Here is a 20,470-nt window from a genome sequence, read left to right on the forward strand (position 1 = left end):
GGTGGAGATTCATTACATAATATAATTCTACTCCTTGGATGATGATTCTATGATCAGGAAGTGCAGTGAATGTAAAGGTAAGGGTTACAAGGTTAAAAGTTATAAAATCTGTGAAGCTTGTCACGGCACAGGCTTCCAATCAACTGAGGATATAAGTAAACATGTTAAAGGACTCCCCGAGACTGCGAAACAAAAATTTCACCTAGAAGATATACAGGAGGTGCCCTGTCCAGTATGTAAAGGTAAAGGAGAGATCGAAGTTAGAGAAAAATGTAGTGCATGTGATGGTAAAGGAGAAATAAACATATGCCCCAAATGTGGCAAAATAATCGAAGGAACTAGCAAGTATTGTCCAGATTGTCAGAAAAAGGATAAAGTCTACATATTACATCCTGCCTGCACCATAGAAGACCTTGAAAGGGACAAGATCTATAAGGGTAAAATAACAAGGATAGAAGATTATGGCGTGTTTGTAAGCTTGAACAATAAAGTATGGGGGCTGATGCGCGGTATCTTCCCGGATTACAAGATAGGGGATGAAGTACTCGTGAAGGTAGCCCAGATAAACCACTATAAGGGGGAAGTCGACCTCCTACTGGCCTCCATAAGCGGCTCCTATGAAGTCGTTAAATTAAAAAAGGACATCCCAAGGACTAGGATAGGGAAAATAGACAACAAGAGCCTGGGGAAGACTATACGTATCGTTGGGGAGGTTATACAAATCCAACAGACAACAGGTCCCACAATCTTCACAATATCTGATGAAACAGGGACAACTTCAGTAGCTGCATTCGACGAGCCAGGTATAAGAGCCTACCCCCATATACAAGTAGGCCATATTGTAGAGGTTATAGGGGAAGTTAACCAGCACAGTGGGAGAATACAGATAGAATCAGAGATCATAGAGCGTCTCATAGGTAAAGAAGCTTCAGAGGCTCGAAGATTAATCGATGAGGCCATAGATCGGAGGGCGGAACCCGAGAAGACAGATTTACTCATTGAGAGTGAAATCTTAGAAAGGTTGAGGCCTAGGATGATAGAGGCTGCTAAGGCTATAAGAAGGGCTATATTCGATGGTAGATCAATCCTTGTAAGGCATCATGCAGATGCTGATGGTATCTGTGCTGGTGTGGCAATAGAAAAGGCTGTTATACCACTCCTCAGGGAGTTGAATCCGAACATAGAAGCAGAATGGCACTATTTCAAGAGAAAACCGAGCAAGGCACCATTTTATGAACTGGAGGATGTTGTGAAGGATTTAACATATGCTCTTGAGGATATGGAGAGGTTCGGGCAAAAACTTCCCCTGATAGTATTATTGGATAATGGGTCCACTGAGGAGGATATATTAGCTCTCTTAAAAGCCAAAATATATGATATCGAAATCGTGGTAATAGACCATCATTATCCCGGGGAAGTAGTTGATGGGAGAGTTGAAGTGGATGATTATGTTGATGTACATGTAAACCCCTACCTTGTTGGTGGAGATTCCCAGCTTACGGCTGGCGCCCTTTCAGTTGAAATAGCTAAGATGATAAACCCGGAAATAGAAGAACGCATATTGCACTTGCCAGGCATAGCAGTGGTAGGAGACCATGCAGATTCTCCGGAAGCAGAAAAATACATAGAACTCGCAAAATCAAAAGGGTACACTAGAGAAGACCTAGAGAAGATCGCGGCTTGCATAGACTTCGAAGCATTCTATCTTAGGTTCATGAATGGTAGGGGGATAATAGACACAATACTAGGCTTGGGGAGTCTCGACAAACATAAAAAGCTCGTTGAAGCACTTTACAAAGAATATGAAAAGAGGGTGAAATCACAATTAAGAGCAGCCCTACCACACGTAAAGTCAAAAAAGCTGCCAAATGGCATACTACTCAACGTACTCGACGTGGAGAAATACTCTCATCGTTTCACATTCCCAGCCCCTGGTAAAACCTGTGGCTTCGTACACGATTATATGGTGCAAAAGCACGGAGAAGACAAGCCCATAATAACATTAGCCTATGGACCAGATTTTAGCGTGATAAGAGCCACTGATGCAGTCCATGAAAATTTCGGATTCAACCTAAATAAGATAGTATGGGAACTCGCTGATGAAATACCGGAGGCGGCCATTGACGGAGGCGGCCATGAATGTGCAGGTTCACTCAAATATGTGGAAGGCCTTTCAAAGAAGGTTCTTGGAAGATTCGCCGAGAAAATAGCGAAACTAGAGAGAAAGTAGTTTATAGTATCTGCAATATTCTCTTATTGGACATTCATCATGTCTAGGGCTTATAGGCTTGCAAATGTCTTGTCCAAATTGTACGAAAAGATCATTAAGTTCAATCCAATACTCCTTTGGAACTATCTCCCGCAGCCTTTTCTCGGTCTCCTCTGGGGTCTTTGTATTAACGAGGCCTAACCTATTACTTATACGGTGTACGTGAGTATCAACTGGTATGGCGGCCTTCCCATACGCGTATACAAGGACGCAATTCGCGGTCTTTCTCCCCACCCCAGGCAATTCTAATAGATCTTCTAATTTGCTGGGCACCCTACCCTTATAATCTTCCAATATAATCCTTGAGACTTCTTTTATCCTTTTAGCCTTCACCCTATAAAATCCAGCAGGCTTTATAAGCCATTCTATCCTTTCAACTGGCGCCTCTGCAACATCCTTTATTGTCGGATACTCTTGGAATAGTCTACTACTGGCCTCATCAGTATTTTCATCCCTTGTACGCTGGGACAATATGGTTCTTATAAGGACCCTATAGGGGTCCCTGTCCTCGAATACGCGCAGATTATAAAATTTTCTAAGGATTTTTATTATCTTAACTATCTTCATGAAATTTTTCCTAGGAGTGTTTTAAGGCCCTCGAAGAGTCCCACATTCTCAGTGGCTATTGTGGGTATAACATCCACGTCCCTGCCAATTTTAAGGGTGGAATCATCTAAATCTTGTTTATTCGCGAATACAACATATGGTATGCCTTCATCCTCTAATGAGTCCATTATACGCTCCTCGACGAGTGTAACACCCCTACTATTATCAACCACTATTATAGCCCCATCCAAGCCGATTGATATTATCTCTAACATGAACCTGAACCTTTCATGGCCTGGTGTGGCGAAAAGATGTATTTTTTCACCATCTATTGTCATGTTACCATAATCAAGGGCTACCGTAATCCCATTGTATTCAATCTTCACAGTCTTTTCACATAACCTTTCGAGGGTTGTTGTCTTCCCAGAATCATAATCCCCGAATATTACAATCTTTTTACCCATTTTCGAACACCTCTAATCTGCAACCCAAGTCTAATAGAATGTTGATAAAATCTGGAAATGATACTTTATATGCTTCAGCGTCCTTTATCTTCAAACCTGCCTTGAGGCCTATGAGTGTGAATGCCATTACAAGACGATGATCACCATGGGAATATACTGTACCCTCCTTTATCCTGCCACCTTTTATGATCATACCATCTCTTTTCTCCTCTACTGGCACTCCCAAGCGTGAAAGTTCCATTGTACAAGTTTTTATCCTGTCGGTCTCCTTGAAACGGGCATGTTCCACTCCATGTATCCTGGTCGTGCCCTCTGCGAGGGCTCCGAGGACGGCTACTGTAGGTAGTAGATCTGGACTATCATGTAAGTCGACTTCCACACCCTGTAGTCTGCCATCACATTCTATTGTAACACTCTCTTGTCTTCTGTGGATGGTGACCCCCATATCTTCTAGAATGTCCAATATTATCTTATCGCCTTGTTTCGAGTCCCTTGGGAGGTTTTTGATTGTGAGTTCACCGCCAACGGCAGCTACAGCACCTAAGAGATATGATGCAGATGAATAATCACCCTCCACTTGATAATTTCTGCCAGTGTACTTTCCTGGTTCCACATGGAATATTCTCTTTTGTGGGTTAAATTCTACCCTTGCATTAAATTTTCTCATAACATCTACTGTCATGTCCACGTATGGTTTTGATATGAAATCTCCCTCAATTTTAAGTTCTATGCCATGCTCTGATAATGGTGCCGCTATAAGTATGGATGATATGAATTGTGAGCTCACACTGCCAGATATGATTGTCTTGCCGCCCTTGAATCCTCCTTTCACTATGATTGGTGGTCTGCCATTCATCCTAGATGATACTGCCTCAACCCCAAGTGGTCTGAGGGCGTCCAGGAGATCTTGCATTGGACGTGAACGAAGAGACTCGTCACCAGTGAGTATAGTGTAATTTTCTGCCAATCCAGCGACTGAAGTTAATATACGCAAGCTTGTACCAGAATTTCTAAGATCTAGGACGTCATCTGGAGTGCTTGGCTTCCCATCCACGCCTTCTATTATCCATTTTCCTTTTTTCTTTTCTATTTTGGCCCCGAATTTTTTGCAAGCATGGGCTGAGGCTAGGGTATCCTCGGCTTCTAGTGGATTGTATAGTGTTGATGTGCCCTTTGCAAGTGATGCTATTATGATGCTGCGATGGGTGTAACTTTTGGATGGTGGCGCGTCCACCATACCATAAATCTTGGGGGATTTTCGGATTTTAAGCTCCATATATGGTCACGGTACAATCTCTAATATTATGTCATCTAAGTGTATTACCTCTACTTTTTCTCCTGTGGCGCCGAGCGCCTCTTTTTTAATCTTGAAGTATTCTCTTGTTAATTTGTGGCCTTTGACTTCTATCATCCCATCAGTTTCTAGCCTATTATATATTTCCTGTGGGTCTGTGGATTCTATGAATGATAGTATCTTGGGGACTTCGGCTTTGAACTTGGGGCCTATTTTCTCCATTAATGGTTTGACTTCTTTGATATGTTCTCTTATCCTTGGTTTGCCTATTATGAGCTCTATTTTTTGTATGTTCATTGTACCTTTGATGTCGTCTAGGTAGTCTTTTATTGTATTGTAGAGGTTTTCTGTTGTGTAGATGTTCACTTTTTCTAGTGGGGCGTTTAATGGTATCCTATTGGATGATTTGAATCTTCTAAGCGCTCCTATGATCTCTACTGCAAGGTCTCCTTTGGCTTCTATTTCATCGTTGATATATTCTTCTTGGACACTCGGCCAACTTTTTGTATGTATTGATCCTGTGGCTATGTGTTGGTGGATCTCCTCTGTGAAATGTGGGGCCATTGGAGCTAATAGTCTTAATGATGTTTCAAGGACCTTGTTTAATGTCCATTGGGCTGCTCTCTTCGACTCGGGATCATCATCTGAATATAGGCGGTATTTGACCGCTTCTATGTATTCGTCACAGAACTGGTGCCAGATGAACATTTGTATACTATTTATGGCTTTTGCGAAATTGTAATCTTCAAGGGCCCTTGTAACTTCTTTTATTAGCCTGTTGAGCTTGGATAGTATCCATTGGTCTAGGGGTTTGGGTTTTCCTTTCACGTTTTCTAAGTGGAAGCTTATGAACCTGAATGCGTTCCAGAATTTCCTGAGGAATTTATAAGCGTATTTCACATCTTTCCAAGCGAATGGGACGTCAGAGCCTGGGACGCTGTTGGAAGCCCATAATCGGAGCGCGTCAGCACCATAATCTTCTATGACTTCCTCTGGTGTTATAACATTGCCCCTGGATTTGCTCATCTTATGCCCGTCCTCGCCGAATACCATACCATTTATTATTATTTCATGGAATGGTTTTTGGCCTGTGAGGGCTTTACATCTTAGTATGGTGTAGAATGCCCATGTTCGTATTATGTCATGTCCTTGGGGTCTTAGAGTTGCTGGGAATAACTTTTTATATTCTGGTTTGGGCCAGCCAGCGACTGCGAGTGGTGATATTGAACTGTCCATCCAAGTGTCTAGTACATCTTCTTCTCCAATGAATTCTTCGCTGCCGCATTCGCATTTGAAGTCTGGTTTGGTCTGGGTGGGGTCTACTGGTAGCATTTCCTCTGTTGCTATGTGTGTTTTGCCACAGTTTTTGCAGTACCATACTGGTATTGGTGTTGCGAATACTCTCTGTCTTGAGATGCACCAGTCCCAGTCCATTGATCCTGTCCAGTTTAGTAGTCTTGCCTTCATATGTTCTGGGATCCACTTCATTTCTTCTGCGGCTTCTATGACATCGTCTATGAGTTTTTTCACCGCAACGAACCATTGTTTTTTGACTAGGATTTCGATGGGTGTTTTGCACCTCCAGCAGACGCCAAGGTTCTGTTTTATCCTTTCTTGTTTTATAAGGTGGCCTTCGGCTTTGAGGTCTTCTATTATCTTCTCTTTACATTCTTTTATGCTAAGGCCACTATATTTGCCCGCTGCTTCTGTCATCTGCCCTTTCTCGTCTATGGCCTCTATTATGTCCAGGTTGTGGCGGTTTACCCATGTTACGTCTGTTTTGTCACCGAAGGTACATATCATGACGGCTCCTGTCCCGAATTCCGGGTCAACGTCCTCGTCTTCTATTATCTTGACCCTGTGGTTGAATATGGGAACCCGAACACTTTTACCCTTCAATTTAGCGTATCTTTCATCCTCGGGGTGTACTGCGACCGCTACACAAGCTGCTAAAAGTTCGGGCCTTGTCGTGGCTATTTCAAGGTAATTTGAATCCTCTTCTAATGGGAATTTTAAATAGTTTAGGTTTGTTTCGTTTTCTATGTATTCCACTTCTGCGAATGCTATGGCTGTTTCGCAGCGCGGACACCAGTTAACTGGGTGCACACCCCTATAGATCAGCCCATCTTTATACATTTTGAGGAATGAGAGTTGTGTTTTTTTCATGTATTCTGGTGTCATTGTAACGAATTCTGTGCTCCAATCCTGGCTAAATCCTAGGCTTTTCATCTGATCTTTCATCCGCTTTATGTTCTTTGTTGTGAGTTTTATGCAGAGTTCCCTGAATTCTTCCCTGGGTATGTCGCTCTTTCTTATATTATAGGTTTCCTCAACCTTCACCTCGGTTGGGAGTCCATGACAATCCCACCCTTGTGGGAATAATACATCATATCCTCTCATCCTTTTGAAGCGGGCGATTATATCCATGTAAACCCAGTTTAGTACGTGGCCCATATGTATGGATCCGGTTGGGTATGGTGGTGGTGTGTCAATTATATACTGGGGTTTTCTCTCATCAGCATGGAACTTGTATATTTTTTGTTCTTCCCATTTCCTTTGCCATTCAGCCTCTCTTCTATGATCATAATCCTTTGGGATTTCACTGTCCATCACATTCCCCCTAATGTGAAAAGTTTATTAGAGAATTAGTCTCCTAATAAATATATCATTAGTCCCATATAGTGGTGAAGTTTGATGGAACTTGTATGGTTTTATATAGCGGTCTTCCTTGCAATAAGTGACGAACTACACACAAGGATACTCTGGAAAACCTTCACGGACTTTTATATAATATTAGCAGGTATTATAAGGGAGGCCGTAAGCTCCAACATACAATTATGGCTCATACACGAAGGCCTGGAGGCATTATTCCATTTCATAATACTCTCAATAGTCTTCCTATCAGTTGAGATAGGATTATTAGCAGCTCTAATACATCTAATAGTAGATGTATATCATCAAATCACAGGAGTTGAACATGGATGGTTATATCACAGGGCTTTGCACTTCACAATAGAATCACTCTTCTTCATCCTAATATTATCATAGTATAGGAGATCCCATATATTAGGATGACCAGATCATTATGCGATGCCCAGGAGGAATGTACAGAAACCCAAAAAGAGGCCGTTAAATACGATGAAGGTCCGCTGCTTATAGTTGCCGGGCCAGGGACGGGTAAAACCCGTGTAATCATCGAGAAAGTGGCCTATCTTATAAAAAAGGAGAATGTGGACCCAGGGAGCATACTTGTCATAACATTCACTGAGAAAGCTGCCGAGGAACTTAAAAATCGTTTAAGAAAATGTGTGGGTTTAGACGTTGAGAGGATGCAAGTTTCCACCATCCATTCATTCTGCAATAGGATCCTGCGCGAATACAGTGAATATCATGATCTTGGCGCTGGCTTCGACATCCTAGACAACGATGACCAGTTAATCTTCATAAGATCCCATTTCTACAAGCTAGGACTCAACAAGTATATTAGAATGGGGGAAGCCCCAGATGTTATAACCTTCTTTAACGAGTGCAGTGAAAACTGCATAGACCCCGAGGAGCTTAAAGAAGCCCTAAAAAGGGAACACCCAGACAATGGCAGATATCATGGCTTCTGCGACTGCTACGCCAAATACCTAGACTTGCTTAAAAAGGAAGGTAAGATTGATTTTCCCGGCCTTCAGAGGAATGCTGTTGAACTTTTGGAATCCAATGAGAAAGTTAAGGAGGATCTGAGAACACGTTTCAAGTATATTCTCATCGACGAGTATCAGGATACTAATCCTATACAGGAGCGTTTATTCGAACTTTTAGCAAGTGGGAATATCTGCGTAGTTGGAGATGAAGACCAGAGCATCTATGGTTTTAGGGGTTCTACAGTAGAGAATATCAGATCCTTCGAGGATAAGTTTAACGCCCATACAATCTTCCTTGATGAGAATTTCAGGTCAAGAGCCGGTATCATAAAGATAGCGGACGAGTTCATGAATAAAAGCCGGTATTATAAGAAGCGTATAAAAGCTAAAAGGAATGGCGGCTATGATGTTATCCTCCTAGAAAGCAGGGATGCGCATGACGAGGCTAGGAGGATTGTTAGACTTTTAAAGAATCTTAAAAGGGATGGTATAATCCCAGATTATGGTCATGTCGCACTACTTTTTAAGAGTGTGAGGTATCATGCGGGTAAAATCATAGGTGAACTTGAAAAGGAGGGCGTGCCCTACACGATCAGAGGCGATGGTTCATTCCTTGACCGTGACGAGATAAAAAGCATCTTATATTTTTTAGGTTATGTTAACCCGCCACGCTACAAGAATTTCAGGCGTTGGGATTGGTGGAACATTTCAATGTTCGATGGAGAATTCTTGGGACTTAGCAGAGAAACCAAGAATGCCCTCAAAGGCTTCGGGAAAACATTCAAGTTGTCATCTCTCCTAGATGAGGAATCATTCAAGGAAGCCGGTATAAAAGAACCCGCTGACATAAAGAAGCTTTTGGGTTTGAACAGGCTCAAAGAGAAGATAAAGAAGGAGCCGATGAGTATCCTTGAAATATTCTACAAGCTACTTGATATTACAGGCTATCTGGGACGTCTCATAGAAGATGATAGCTATGAGAGTAGGGTGAAGCTCCTCAATCTTGCAAAGCTTAGTTCCATAATCAAAAAATATGAAAGGACACACGCAAGGCCTAGTGTCCAAGACTTCATGTGGTATCTCTATCTGCTGCCAAAACACATGCAATATGATGGGGAAACCCTTGATACTCCAGATTCTGTTAAGATAATGACGATACACCAGGCTAAGGGTCTTGAATTTCCTGTTGTGATCATCTGTTCCGTGGTGAATGGAAGATTCCCCAGGCAAGGAGCCGATAACAGGAGTTTCGTTCCCATCCCAGAGCATCTTAAACTTTCCCAGGGAGATGTGGGTGATGAGGAACGTCGCCTATTCTATGTTGCCATGACACGAGCTCAGGACATCCTCATAATATCAACAGCCCAGAGGATCCGCACTAGGAAAGTAGGATATTCACCATTCATAAAAGAGCTTGTAAGGGAATGTGAACTTGAATGGGGTTGTAAAAGGGTTGAAAAGTGTGTTGAAAGGAGTCTTAGAGAGGATAATATCATGACCGTGAACTTCTCATCACTCCACACATATGAAGAGTGCCCATTCAGATATATGATGATCTACCATTATGGTTTCATCTACCCAGAAACTCGCATGCAAGTATATGGGAAAATATTGCACAATTGCCTCGAAATGCTACACAAAAAAATGAAAAAAGGAGAAAAAGTAGATATCAGAGAGATCGTGGAAACCTGCTGGAGAAGCGACAAATTCAAAGAAAAACTCGAAAAACAACTAAAAAACTATTATAATAAAAACAAGGATTATATAAAAAGGGTTATAGCAGTTGAAGAACCATTCTCCATACCAAAGGATGATATCATAATAAGGGGCCGGACAGACCTCATAATAGAAAACAAGGATGGTGAAATTGAACTTGTAGACTTCAAAGCAAGGGAAAAAGCCGGCATAGAATATATGGGCGTGGACTTCCAACTCAGAACCTATGAATATGCACTATCAGATAAATACAAATTCGACAAACTAACAGCATACACCATAAAAGACAATGAAAGAACAAGCTTCAAACCAGACCCAGAACATCGAATAAAAAACAAAATAGAAAACATAGTAGACTCCATAAAAAATGAAAAATTCAAACCAAAGGAAAATTATTTCTGCAAATTCTGCATATTCCAAAGCCTATGCGGGATACAAAATGAGGGGTTAAAATGAAATTTAAAGGATTCTATGATGTTTTAAGGGAAAACCTGGACATGTACCGGGGAGACTATGAACTGATAGTAGACTATGCCCCGGACATCTTCAAACTACTCTCAGACCTCCTAAACGATAAAAGAATCAATGCACGGACACGTATCATGATATGCGCCACCCTAGGATACTTCGTAGCACCCTACGACATCCTACCCGAGGAAATATACGGACCACAAGGTTACATCGACGACATATACCTATCATCACTCATACTAAAAAAGATAGCAGAAGAAACAGGCCAAGAAATCCTAGAAGAATATTGGGATGGTGAAGAAGACCTCAAAAAAGTCATCAAAGAATGTCAAAAACGTTCAAAAGAAATACTAGGCAAAGACACAGAAAAAATACTATCATATGTAGGATTAAAAAACCTCAAATAGGCGAATACAAGTGAAAGAAACAGAAAAAATAGCAGATAAAATCAAAGAAGCCTCCACAGTCAAAGAAGCCGCCAATATAATATACAAAGAACTTAAAAAATTAACAGGGAGCAAATGTTGCTATGTAGCCTACATAGACCCCGAAAATGGTGATAGTGTCGCCATAACATTCACACATGTTACAAGCCAATGCAACTACTATGAAAGCATAAAAGAGGCCAGATTTAAACGTCCAAAAAATGGAAAATATGGAGGATTACTAGGATATTCCATTGACACCGGCAAATCCTTCTTCACAAACGACCCCATGAATCATCCAGCAGTCCATGGAACACCAAAAGGCCATAAACCCATCAAAAGGTTCCTATCAGTGGCCGTGAAAGACAAAAACAGGATATTGGGTCAGATAGTCCTTGGAGATCCTCCAATAGATTATACAATAGAGGATCTTAAAGTTTCAGAGGAAATTGGACAAGCCTACGCAATCATCCTACAAAAATTTTATAATGGGGAAATACCACTAAGATGAGAATACTAATTAGGATTTTTTTCGTCAATTTAAGTTAAGGTAACCCCAAGGCCATACTGGGGGTGCAATTTTCCCTTATTTTAAAGATTTCATAGATTCGGGTTTTAGTTCTTTTTCGATCCATTTTTTGATTTGATCCCGGATTTTGCGGAATGTTTCAATGTCTGAGCCTCGAGGATCTGGGAATTTAACATGAATGTATTTTCTGGCCTCTGGGGGCGTTGGACAAGCATCTTCACATACACTTACTATGATATCAAATTTTTTCCCGTGAAATTCTTCGATACTTTTTGACTTGTGGCCTTCCATGTTTATGCCAATTTCCTCCATGACTTTTACTGTGAGGGGATTTATATCCTTTGGTTCGATCCCAGCACTATAAACCTTATAATATTCACCATACATGTTCCTTAGGAGGGCTTCGGCCATCTGAGACCTTCCAGAATTGTTCTTGCAAATGAAAAGCACTTTTTTCATGGTATAACCTCCTAGATTAAATCCCACTAAAGGAAGTTCGCACAATCTCCAGGGGATGCTTTAGCATTATAAAGTCGTTCCTCTGAAGATTTGAAATTTCAACACCTAGTCACTGTAAATTTTCCATCTTATATAAGTGAAATTATTAAAATAAATTCTTTTTAGGATAGTCCTTCGCTCAATAAAAAAAGGTATGGGTTAGGATGTTCCATTGAAGGACTTTTATAATATTTTAAACTCAAACTTGGGGGATATTATTTCAAAAAAAAGATTATACTAGTTTATCCAAGCGGAAAAAATATGAAGAATACATATCAAATGATAAAGTATATATCAGGGGGATTCCAGTAGTCTTTTATGTGGTATGTGGGGGGGTTATATGATGTATTGTCCAAAATGTGGCGCCAAAAACCTTGACACTGCAAAATTTTGTGTAAGATGTGGCGCGAAACTAAAGCCTACAGAACAAGACTACACACGAAAGGAAAGTTTTATAAGTAAAATACCTGGTTTCAGATCTAGGACTCCATGGAAGATGATTTTGGCATCCGCCGGCTACCTGTTAATTGCAATTTTAGCAATATATGCCATTGGTTGTCTTATAATTAATGCAGACGCGACAGTGACTGTGAATTCAGCATATGCTGTCGACAACATCGCCGGTAATGATTCAACCAATGGTAAGTTCATTGTTATGAACGTCACGGTAAAGAACAATGGCAAAGGCCCATTAACAGTTCATGCAAATGAATTCAGCCTCCTTACTGAGGGAGAATACATTACCTATTCAAATTTCTATGGTCAAGGTACAGACGTCCCTGAAAGCGTTGAAATCCCAGAAGGAGAAAGTAAAAGTTTCTTGTTAGTTTTTGACGCTGCTGAAGCCCCAGAAATTTTAGAATATAGAAGCTCTTGGGATCCATTTTCAGAAGGGAAAAGTGTTGGCATAGGAACCATTAACATCATACCAAATACTGGAGTATATGCAAAGTATAGCGTCAATGGGACAGCGAATGATAAATCTTATTCAGCAAAATGGAATGTTACCTATCGTAATGCTCCTGGAGGAAACATAGAGGAAGTCATCGAAAGGAGCGGCGAGACAATATGGTTAACTAGCACAGTATATCAAACACCAATACCTAGTGAATCTTATATATTTAACCCTGAAACTCTCCAAGACAAAAACGGAACATATTCTTCCTTGATATTTTTCTCTAAGGGTGCACTTATCGACGTCAATGATTCTCTACCCATTTATGAAGGAGAAAAAGTGGTTGGAAGAGAGATTCTGACTGGTTCTGAGACAATAGATTTCATGGGTAAAAAAATCGCATGTTGGGTGACGAAGACAGAACAGGAAGGAGATGGATCCACAATAGAAGCAACAAGATATTATGATAAGACAACAGGATTATTATTAAAGGAAGTATTTACAGAGAAAGGTAGCGCTTATGGAATCAGCTACACAGACTCACATACAAGTCTCTTGGAAAGTACAAATATTCCATTAATCGGACTTTCATAATCTTCTGCAAGATTGGGAGGATCTACACCGGTAAAGGGAGGTGCAATAAAGGAGACTATGAAGTGAACAATACCTTGTATTGGTTTTACTGGTCATGCAAGTTATTGTACCCACCCCAATGATAAGGCCGAATAGACATTATGCTCATTTCTTGATGAAATAAAAATTAGAAGCCTTCAAGGAAAATCTTGGAAAAATTTATAAAGTTAACCAAGAGCTATAGGAGGAAAGCCAAAATTTCAAAGAATCCTGAGGGAGGGCTGACCCAAAAAAATAAACTCTAATCCCATCCCTTACATCTTTTTGCTTTCTTTAAGGGTTTTGAAGTTGTGGGAATCAACCCACTTACACAACCCTTTAAAATTCCATTATTGTTGTTGGTTATATTGTTGTTTTTTTATTGTGCAATTGCTTCCTTGGAGGTAGATTCCATTGTTTCCGTTGGTTATTGTGAATTCTACTATTTGCACGTTTTGGTATGCTTACAGTTTGATTGGTGGGGTTTATTATGGCTGTGTTTTTTGGTGGTCTGGTTTTTTGATTAACGTGATATTGTTTTTATGATAACGTTCTTTTGATACACGCTTGGGATCTGCTATTAGTGTGTGTCCTTCACTTGCGTTGCTTTGATTGTAATTGTATTCAATTGTGGCCTTTGGTTATCTTGAATCCTTTTTTTATGGGTGCGTCGCTCACTGGGGGATTACTGTGACTACTGGGTTTTCCCATGTTTTTTTGCTTTTATTGTTCTTGTTTCTTGTCCAGTTAATATCATGTTTTTTTGTAGTGTGGGGCGCCGCTAAAACCGAGCATTTCGGATGGTGAAGGCATTAAATGGTGTGAATTCCTTGTACATGAGCCTTGAAACATCTTAAGGCATAAAAGGGTACTTAAGCCTCGCTATATGTTGGATAAGTCAGTGAAACTTTAGTTACTTTAACTCCATAAGTAAATTTTTATATATTCGTTTTCATTTTAGATTACCTTTGGGGATCACAGGGTATAAGTTTTCAAAGTTGTGGGTTAATAAATAGTGATCGCCCTTGGATTTTTATAGAGCTTGAAGATTGAGGGGGTGAAAATGAATAAAAAATTGGCGGCTCTGATAATAGTGTTAGTGATAGTGGTTGGTGGCTATCTAGGCTATTATGCCTATGCCATGACAACACTTGTTCCAGAGGACTTAAAAACATTTAAAAGTGAGCTAAAGTCAGTAGAAGAACCATTTTTAACTTCCGCTGAGATAAAAGAAATGAAGGAACTTTCATCTATGCTTGAAGGGACTGATCTCAAAGTTATCCCCCAAGAAGAAAGAAAAAAGATGGCCGATGAACTGAGAAAAGATTATTTTGGAAATATGACAAAAGAATTTCAAGAATTTAAGTATAATTGTACAAGGAACCGCGAAGATGTAGCTTTCAGATATGACATTTTATTGATGGGGGATGTTGCAAGTGACATAAGAGAAGTCTACAGCAAAGACATAGAACAAAAAATGGAAAAATTGGTGAACTTAACGAACAAGATGCCTGACGACTTTGAAAAAGGCGACACAGAAGCCTTTAAGGCAGATATAGACGAACTTGTAAAGTTGATGGAGGAATTGGAGGATTGGAGAGTCAATGTGGCGAAGCCGAAACTTCAGAGTATTGTGGAAAGACTAGGTGGCTGACCAGGGAACTTAATCTTTTAATTCCCCCCTTGTTTTTTTTTTTTTTTTTATGGGAATTCCCCCTTCAAAATTTTCAAAATAAGAATACTCTTTTTATAGGATGCCCCTCAAAGATAGTAATTTATATCACTCCCCCAATTATTCTAATAATATCGGCTAAAAGATCATTGAAATAATCTGTTAGAGGTTGTGATTTTTTTTGAATGAAAAAAGCAAAAGTACAGCGGGTGTTGATCTCATCACTGGAGATCCTAAAAAGGCCATTTTGAAATTGTCAAGTCACCTTGTCGTTGCCATGCTCCTAACATCAACTTATAATTTGATAGATGCTATTTGGGTTTCTGGCCTAGGAGGAAGTGCCCTTGCAGCTATTGGATTTGTCACGCCACTCTATATGGTGCTTGTTGGCCTTTCAAATGGTCTTGGTGCTGGTGCAACATCAGCCATTTCCAGGTGCATAGGGGCTGGTGACACAAAAAGAGTGAACAACAGTGCAATACATGCTATAATACTCACACTTATAATCTCACTTTTTATAACATTTTTGTTAGAATTTTTCTTAAAGGATCTGCTTTTAATGTTAGGAGCAAAGACTACGCTTAATCTTTCCCTTATCTATGGCCGTATAGTATTTGTCGGGACAATTTTCATGTTATTTACTGGTTCTGCCTATGGGATCCTGAGGGGTGAGGGTGACACCAAAAGAACAATGTATGCCATGATGGTATCAGCTATAATCAACATGATACTGGATCCTATCCTTATCTATTCCCTTGGGATGGGTATTGCAGGAGCGGCATGGGCAACCCTGGCATCCCAATTTATTGTATCGGCTGTTATAATATACTGGTTCTTTCACAAGAAAGATACTTTCACAAGTTTGTCATGGAAGTATTTCAAAGCAGACTTCCAGGTCGCTAAATCCATTCTAGAAGTTGCATTACCAGCCAGTGTAGAATTTTTGGTGATTTCAATGGGCACAGCCATCTTGAATATAATATTTGTTGCAGTCGCTGGAACAGATGCAGTAGCGATCTATTCTGCCGGTTGGAGGGTTGTGATGATAGGCTTCGTACCCCTCATATCAATCGGCGCGGGTACCATTACAGTTGCTGGAGTGGCATATGGAGCCAGAAAATATAAGAACCTTTCAATAGCCCATAGTTATTCTATAAAAATAGGCATGCTCGTAGCAATAGCTACAAGTATCTTAACTTTCATACTTGCACCTTATATTTCAATGATATTCACATATTCTCCACAGACAAGCCACCTATCCCCCCTTATAACAGAATTCCTCAGGACAATGTGCCTATTCTATATCTTCATACCCCCAGGGCTCATGTCAAACTCCATATTCCAGGGTATGGGAAAAGGAACAACCTCACTAATATTAACGATAATAAGACAATTACTCTTCATAGTCATATTCGCATATATACTAGCCATAATCTTTAACCTTGGCCAAAAGGGGGCATGGTGGGGTATAGTCGCAGGAGACATAGTAGGAAGCACAATAGCCTATCTCTGGGCCCGAATTTACATAAACAGATTACAAAGAATTGGCTCGGCTTAATCCACTGCAAACAAAAGAAAAACCACTCCTTGCTTATGTGAAGAACTCTAATTCATGAGCACTTATACTAGTGGGCTCTTTCAGTCTTGGGTAGAAGGTGCCCCCCCAGATGTTCATGGACATAACCTTTGAACCATTCCTAGGCTATCCCACTGGTAATAACAAGATCCTTTATAGGAAACAAATTTTCTGATTTTATCCTCCCTATTTAATGGCATGTTAGCAGCAACAAAAAAAAGTTTTATTTTGAATCGGCTCTTAACCCAAATTTTTTATGTCAATGACTTTAAGGGGAAAACTAGATCAAAAAATTCCCTCTAGAAATCTAAACTTTCCATTTTTTAAGTCTGAATAACCTTTCCAGTGAATGGTGTAACTCATTGGCTAATTGGATGGGTCCCCCATTCTTTCCATTTCAATGTTCTTCCTTCATGACCACTTTATCTGCTGCATTTGAATTTCGTGGCGCTCCTCCAATAGAGATCGTCATTAGAAAAAAAATAACGAAATTTGTGCCATCGGGTATTTTTCTAACACTTTTTCAGTCCTTTTCAACATCCCTTACAAAAAAATCGTACCCCTTGGACACTTTGATTTTTTAAGTGATAATCTTGATACAGTTATGTCAAACCTCTTACCTTTATATTTCAATTCTAAAACACAAATCTTGTCGTTTCCTAAAAAATGAAAACATTTCCTCTCTTTTTCCAATCTTACATTGAAATCTGGATGCATTTTATGAATTTCCCATGCTAAATTGAGTGTTGAAAAATCCGCTTCAGAATAGACCGATCCTTTCACGCTTATTCAACACATTTTCTATGCTAAACATTCTTCTTTTCCCTCCAATGCAACCTCCTATAAGATTTGGCGCTGAAATCGCCCAAAAGCGATTTGGGCGGGGACTTAAAGTCCAAGCCAGATACTTTGCTTGTTAAAGGACTCGAAGGGCAAAAATTGCATAACAATTTTAAGCGCTCATTCGCCACCTCATTTTTTATCACCAATATAATCTATTTGCCCCCATCCCTCCAAGCAATCCTCAGGATTCATTTAGCTTCGTCAGCCCTCCTGGCGTAGGATAATAATCTTGTTAACTACTAGGTCAAGAAAAGATCCTGCTCTCTCCCAACAAAAACATTTCAATCCTCTGTAGTTAAAAACTCAGCTCCACTTAAAGCGTGGGATAAGCATTCAACTAATTCTAGAGGAGGAATTTCCACCCAAGTTGCTTTATCGAATCCAATGTAACCCCCAGGCTTTACTACCATCTTATACTCGTTTATGGGCTTGAAGGCATTTACAGAATCGCTAATAAACTGCATTGAAAAGATCCTTCTCCAAAAAGGGTTCTGAGCATCTGCTGCCTTAAATCTTATCATTTTACCCTTTTTCTTAGCTCTTTCTACCCTTTTAACCATTATCTTTGATATTGCAACCATATTTGCCATATAGCATCTACAACCTCCAAAAAACCGTATGAGTATGTGACTAGTTCTTTAATGGGCTTTCAATCCACCCAAATGTTTAGTCAGCCCCAAGAAGACTGTAGTACAAAATAAGAACCTGGTTTTGAAGTTGTTTTTGATGTGAATTATTTCTTTGTTCATTTTCCCCTATAAATAAGACAATTTTGGAACGACTTTATAGTGGGGCGAGCGAGCCTTTCGTATAACGTTTTCGTTAGGCGTGGGCGATAACCCCCTGAAGTGAACATCATCGAAAGGAATCGTAGACGGAGAGCGCATATTTCTTCCATCTATACCTTACTAACATCTATTTGAACATCTCCAAATCTTAGATTTTATATCCACCGAGTTTTATCATGGCTTTAAATTGTTTTTCTATCTTCAATACTGTTAGGATAAACTGATGAGGGGGGCATCACTTTAAAGTCATTCACCAAAATTTTTGGCATGCTTGTCTTGGAAATTCTCTCCCCCCCTTTTTTGTTTTCCTATGTGTTAACTGGAACCCTAGTCCCCCTGCATATACTTTTTTTCGCCTCCAAAGAAGATAGTAATCTTTTTATACTATAATGTATTACTATTTTTTGGTGGTGGTTGTGAAGAGGTTATTGTTTTTTTCTGGCAATCCTCTCTTGTTTCTGTTTTCTGGGCAGTTCTTCAGCTGTAACTTTATCCTATGATGAAATTTGTGACGCTTCAAAGCTGATCGGAAACTACACTGCACAAAATGGGAAAATACCATCACAGGTTGTGATTAACGGTAAGAATGTGTCGGCAGACTGATTACCTACTACGCCTCATCCTCAACCATCATAAACCTCGATCAGAACAGGAGGGCTTGGCATATCATCCGATAGTATGGCCCCACCACCCAGTCCGAGTGGAACAGGAACACTCTACAAAACCTACACAGACAATATAGGATACTTGCAGGCGGCAAAGAACGTTAAGGCTTTCATGGAATCCTATGGGAGGTCGCCGAATTATGCCAGCACAGCCATCGGAAAAGTCCGCCCAGAAAGCCTAATATACACCTACGCAAAAATAATAAACTTCTACAACAGCACAAGAAAACTACCAAACCATGTAACAGTATATAGTGTTACAGGTAAGGCCGGGACCCTGACAAGGCCAAAGGCAGACTACACCTACACAATACAAGGCTATAATGTCCAATTCCAGGATAAAAGTACAGGGACAATACAATACTACAAATGGGACTTCGGAGACCAAAGCACAAGCACCCACCAGAATCCAGTACACGCCTACAAACCAGGAACCTACAAAGCAACCCTAACAGTCCAAGCCTATGGCATAACAGACACGAAGACTATGACATTGGAGGTTATGCTTGCAACGGTCCATGTTAATTCCACGGCAACATCCTCTGGGAAGCCCCTAAATTTAACATTTAAAATTCCGCTCAATGACACGGTTAAATGGATTAGTATAGGGGCTATAGCTTCGGGCCTATTCAATGAAACAATATTCCTTGTGGAGGATGGCATAGCATACAAACTAGCCGAGGTCACTAACCCATTCTACCAGGCTAACAGCCAGAGTCAAAGAGAAATAGTCTGGCAAGTCACAGCTGGCCTGAACAGACTCATAGAAATTTACACAAAACTCGGAGCAGAACCTCAAGTGAATGAATATCTCAACAACTTCAATTTAACCCAGGCAGAAAAGACATTCATACTCACAAACTATAACAAGTGCATAGACCCTTTACAGGTCAGTGTGGAGTATCCCGGCGAGGAAAAGGTGACAATAGCCAATATAACATTCCCAGGGAACAAATCAACAAGAACACTCCTCCTACTCTACACAAACGGCCAAGACATACACCCACCAGGAGAAACAGGACCCAATATCATAATAAACGACACTCTCATCTGGGAGGCTAGCAACTACGACGCCATCATAACCTACACCCTCGCCACAGGGAAGATAACAAACCAGACATTACAAAAGTGGCTAAACAGGACATACGAGCCCGGACCATTAAAGGCAGCCCACGGAACATTCCTAACAGGCCTTGAAGTAATATACCTCCACGATCTCATCGCAGAAGAAGCAGCCACGCGCTATAATGTAACATGGACCAGGACCATGCCAGTGATGGTCTCAGCAGGAGACCACGCCCCCGGAACATGGATAAGCCTCGAATGCAACCACAACATGGCCGTGAAAGCAGAAGGCACACCCGAAAACATTAAAGCATTCAATTATGCGAGAACATCAGCTATAAATCCAATAGAATACTATGTGATGGAGGCCCTCTTCCCAGGATCAGACCCCACAAGCGCGCCCACAACAGGAATAGGCCTAACACTCCTCAACGGCGGGTCACTAAACATCCTCGAAAGCGAGAATTACACGCTTATCAGTGACGGGCAGGGAAGATACCTCATCATAGA

At 40.5% G+C, this 20,470-nt stretch carries 16 protein-coding genes; 10 read left to right on the top strand and 6 right to left on the bottom strand.

The features are described 5' to 3' along the window. Positions 1 to 49: 49 nt before the first annotated feature. A complete protein-coding gene (locus DPC56_RS05300) occupies positions 50 to 2,230 on the top strand; it encodes a DHH family phosphoesterase (RefSeq protein ID WP_112094048.1) in 2,181 nt (726 codons plus the stop codon). On the opposite strand, the gene DPC56_RS05305 is transcribed toward DPC56_RS05300, so the two are convergent. From DPC56_RS05305 to DPC56_RS05320, 4 genes are read right to left on the bottom strand one after another with little or no spacing between them, the layout of a single operon-like run. Then, positions 2,216 to 2,836: an endonuclease III domain-containing protein gene (locus DPC56_RS05305; RefSeq protein WP_112094032.1), complete on the bottom strand. Its 621-nt coding sequence runs from the start codon at positions 2,834 to 2,836 to the stop codon at positions 2,216 to 2,218. The genes DPC56_RS05300 and DPC56_RS05305 overlap by 15 nt on opposite strands. Then, entirely contained in the window at positions 2,833 to 3,279 is a 447-nt protein-coding gene (locus DPC56_RS05310) for a GTP-binding protein (RefSeq protein ID WP_112094033.1), read from the bottom strand. The genes DPC56_RS05305 and DPC56_RS05310 overlap by 4 nt, the downstream gene beginning before the upstream one ends. Next, the gene (aroA, locus tag DPC56_RS05315) at positions 3,272 to 4,555 is read right to left on the bottom strand and encodes a 3-phosphoshikimate 1-carboxyvinyltransferase (RefSeq protein WP_112094034.1); all 1,284 of its coding nucleotides are present in this window, start codon (positions 4,553 to 4,555) and stop codon (positions 3,272 to 3,274) included. The genes DPC56_RS05310 and aroA overlap by 8 nt, the downstream gene beginning before the upstream one ends. Before the next feature lie 6 nt (positions 4,556 to 4,561). After that, on the bottom strand, positions 4,562 to 7,186 hold the full coding sequence (locus tag DPC56_RS05320) for a valine--tRNA ligase (RefSeq protein WP_112094035.1): 2,625 nt from the start codon (positions 7,184 to 7,186) through the stop codon (positions 4,562 to 4,564). An 81-nt stretch (positions 7,187 to 7,267) separates the two neighbouring features. Here DPC56_RS05320 and DPC56_RS05325 point away from each other — a divergent pair, with 81 nt between their 5' ends. Genes DPC56_RS05325 through DPC56_RS05340 form a run of 4 tightly spaced genes read left to right on the top strand, consistent with a single transcriptional unit; the run spans position 7,268 to position 11,328 of the window. Beyond that, positions 7,268 to 7,621, top strand: coding sequence for a hypothetical protein (locus DPC56_RS05325; RefSeq protein ID WP_112094036.1), 354 nt, complete (start codon positions 7,268 to 7,270; stop codon positions 7,619 to 7,621). 23 nt (positions 7,622 to 7,644) lie between these two features. Then, positions 7,645 to 10,377: an ATP-dependent helicase gene (locus tag DPC56_RS05330; protein ID WP_112094037.1), complete on the top strand. Its 2,733-nt coding sequence runs from the start codon at positions 7,645 to 7,647 to the stop codon at positions 10,375 to 10,377. After that, positions 10,374 to 10,799: a YkvA family protein gene (locus DPC56_RS05335; protein ID WP_112094038.1), complete on the top strand. Its 426-nt coding sequence runs from the start codon at positions 10,374 to 10,376 to the stop codon at positions 10,797 to 10,799. The genes DPC56_RS05330 and DPC56_RS05335 overlap by 4 nt, the downstream gene beginning before the upstream one ends. Before the next feature lie 10 nt (positions 10,800 to 10,809). Further along, complete coding sequence (locus tag DPC56_RS05340; RefSeq protein ID WP_181454395.1) at positions 10,810 to 11,328, top strand: GAF domain-containing protein; 519 nt, start codon at positions 10,810 to 10,812, stop codon at positions 11,326 to 11,328. Between the two features lie 75 nt (positions 11,329 to 11,403). Here DPC56_RS05340 and DPC56_RS05345 read toward each other — a convergent pair whose 3' ends face one another. Continuing rightward, positions 11,404 to 11,805: an arsenate reductase ArsC gene (locus tag DPC56_RS05345; RefSeq protein ID WP_112094039.1), complete on the bottom strand. Its 402-nt coding sequence runs from the start codon at positions 11,803 to 11,805 to the stop codon at positions 11,404 to 11,406. A 379-nt stretch (positions 11,806 to 12,184) separates the two neighbouring features. On the opposite strand from DPC56_RS05345, the gene DPC56_RS05350 reads away from it, so the two are divergent. The 3 genes from DPC56_RS05350 to DPC56_RS05360 all read left to right on the top strand — a co-directional run bounded on the left by DPC56_RS05350 (position 12,185) and on the right by DPC56_RS05360 (position 16,581). Then, positions 12,185 to 13,333 (top strand): zinc-ribbon domain-containing protein, encoded by a 1,149-nt coding sequence (locus DPC56_RS05350; RefSeq protein WP_181454396.1) that lies wholly within the window; start codon positions 12,185 to 12,187, stop codon positions 13,331 to 13,333. Between the two features lie 1,081 nt (positions 13,334 to 14,414). Continuing rightward, entirely contained in the window at positions 14,415 to 15,005 is a 591-nt protein-coding gene (locus DPC56_RS05355; RefSeq protein WP_112094040.1) for a hypothetical protein, read from the top strand. Positions 15,006 to 15,204: 199 nt separating this feature from the next. Beyond that, positions 15,205 to 16,581: an MATE family efflux transporter gene (locus tag DPC56_RS05360; RefSeq protein WP_245923911.1), complete on the top strand. Its 1,377-nt coding sequence runs from the start codon at positions 15,205 to 15,207 to the stop codon at positions 16,579 to 16,581. Between the two features lie 1,142 nt (positions 16,582 to 17,723). On the opposite strand, the gene DPC56_RS05365 is transcribed toward DPC56_RS05360, so the two are convergent. After that, a complete protein-coding gene (locus DPC56_RS05365; protein ID WP_112094041.1) occupies positions 17,724 to 18,032 on the bottom strand; it encodes a class I SAM-dependent methyltransferase in 309 nt (102 codons plus the stop codon). 723 nt (positions 18,033 to 18,755) lie between these two features. On the opposite strand from DPC56_RS05365, the gene DPC56_RS08410 reads away from it, so the two are divergent. After that, complete coding sequence (locus DPC56_RS08410; RefSeq protein WP_245923917.1) at positions 18,756 to 18,833, top strand: hypothetical protein; 78 nt, start codon at positions 18,756 to 18,758, stop codon at positions 18,831 to 18,833. Between the two features lie 75 nt (positions 18,834 to 18,908). After that, positions 18,909 to 20,470: pseudomurein-binding repeat-containing protein (locus DPC56_RS05370; RefSeq protein ID WP_245923913.1), on the top strand; the 1,562-nt coding region annotated here is incomplete at its 3' end.

The organism is Methanothermobacter tenebrarum, assembly GCF_003264935.1.
GTDB lineage: Archaea > Methanobacteriota > Methanobacteria > Methanobacteriales > DSM-23052 > Methanothermobacter_A > Methanothermobacter_A tenebrarum_A.

What these genes read in the sequence shown, in the direction of transcription:
- DPC56_RS05345 (WP_112094039.1), bottom strand. Translation starts at nt 11,805, where the DNA reads ATGAAAAAAGTGCTTTTCATTTGCAAGAACAATTCTGGAAGGTCTCAG.
- DPC56_RS05350 (WP_181454396.1), top strand. Translation starts at nt 12,185, where the DNA reads ATGATGTATTGTCCAAAATGTGGCGCCAAAAACCTTGACACTGCAAAA.
- DPC56_RS05335 (WP_112094038.1), top strand. Translation starts at nt 10,374, where the DNA reads ATGAAATTTAAAGGATTCTATGATGTTTTAAGGGAAAACCTGGACATG.
- DPC56_RS05325 (WP_112094036.1), top strand. Translation starts at nt 7,268, where the DNA reads ATGGAACTTGTATGGTTTTATATAGCGGTCTTCCTTGCAATAAGTGAC.
- DPC56_RS05300 (WP_112094048.1), top strand. Translation starts at nt 50, where the DNA reads ATGATCAGGAAGTGCAGTGAATGTAAAGGTAAGGGTTACAAGGTTAAA.
- DPC56_RS05330 (WP_112094037.1), top strand. Translation starts at nt 7,645, where the DNA reads ATGACCAGATCATTATGCGATGCCCAGGAGGAATGTACAGAAACCCAA.
- DPC56_RS05355 (WP_112094040.1), top strand. Translation starts at nt 14,415, where the DNA reads ATGAATAAAAAATTGGCGGCTCTGATAATAGTGTTAGTGATAGTGGTT.
- DPC56_RS05305 (WP_112094032.1), bottom strand. Translation starts at nt 2,836, where the DNA reads ATGAAGATAGTTAAGATAATAAAAATCCTTAGAAAATTTTATAATCTG.
- DPC56_RS05365 (WP_112094041.1), bottom strand. Translation starts at nt 18,032, where the DNA reads ATGGCAAATATGGTTGCAATATCAAAGATAATGGTTAAAAGGGTAGAA.
- aroA (WP_112094034.1), bottom strand. Translation starts at nt 4,555, where the DNA reads ATGGAGCTTAAAATCCGAAAATCCCCCAAGATTTATGGTATGGTGGAC.
- DPC56_RS05310 (WP_112094033.1), bottom strand. Translation starts at nt 3,279, where the DNA reads ATGGGTAAAAAGATTGTAATATTCGGGGATTATGATTCTGGGAAGACA.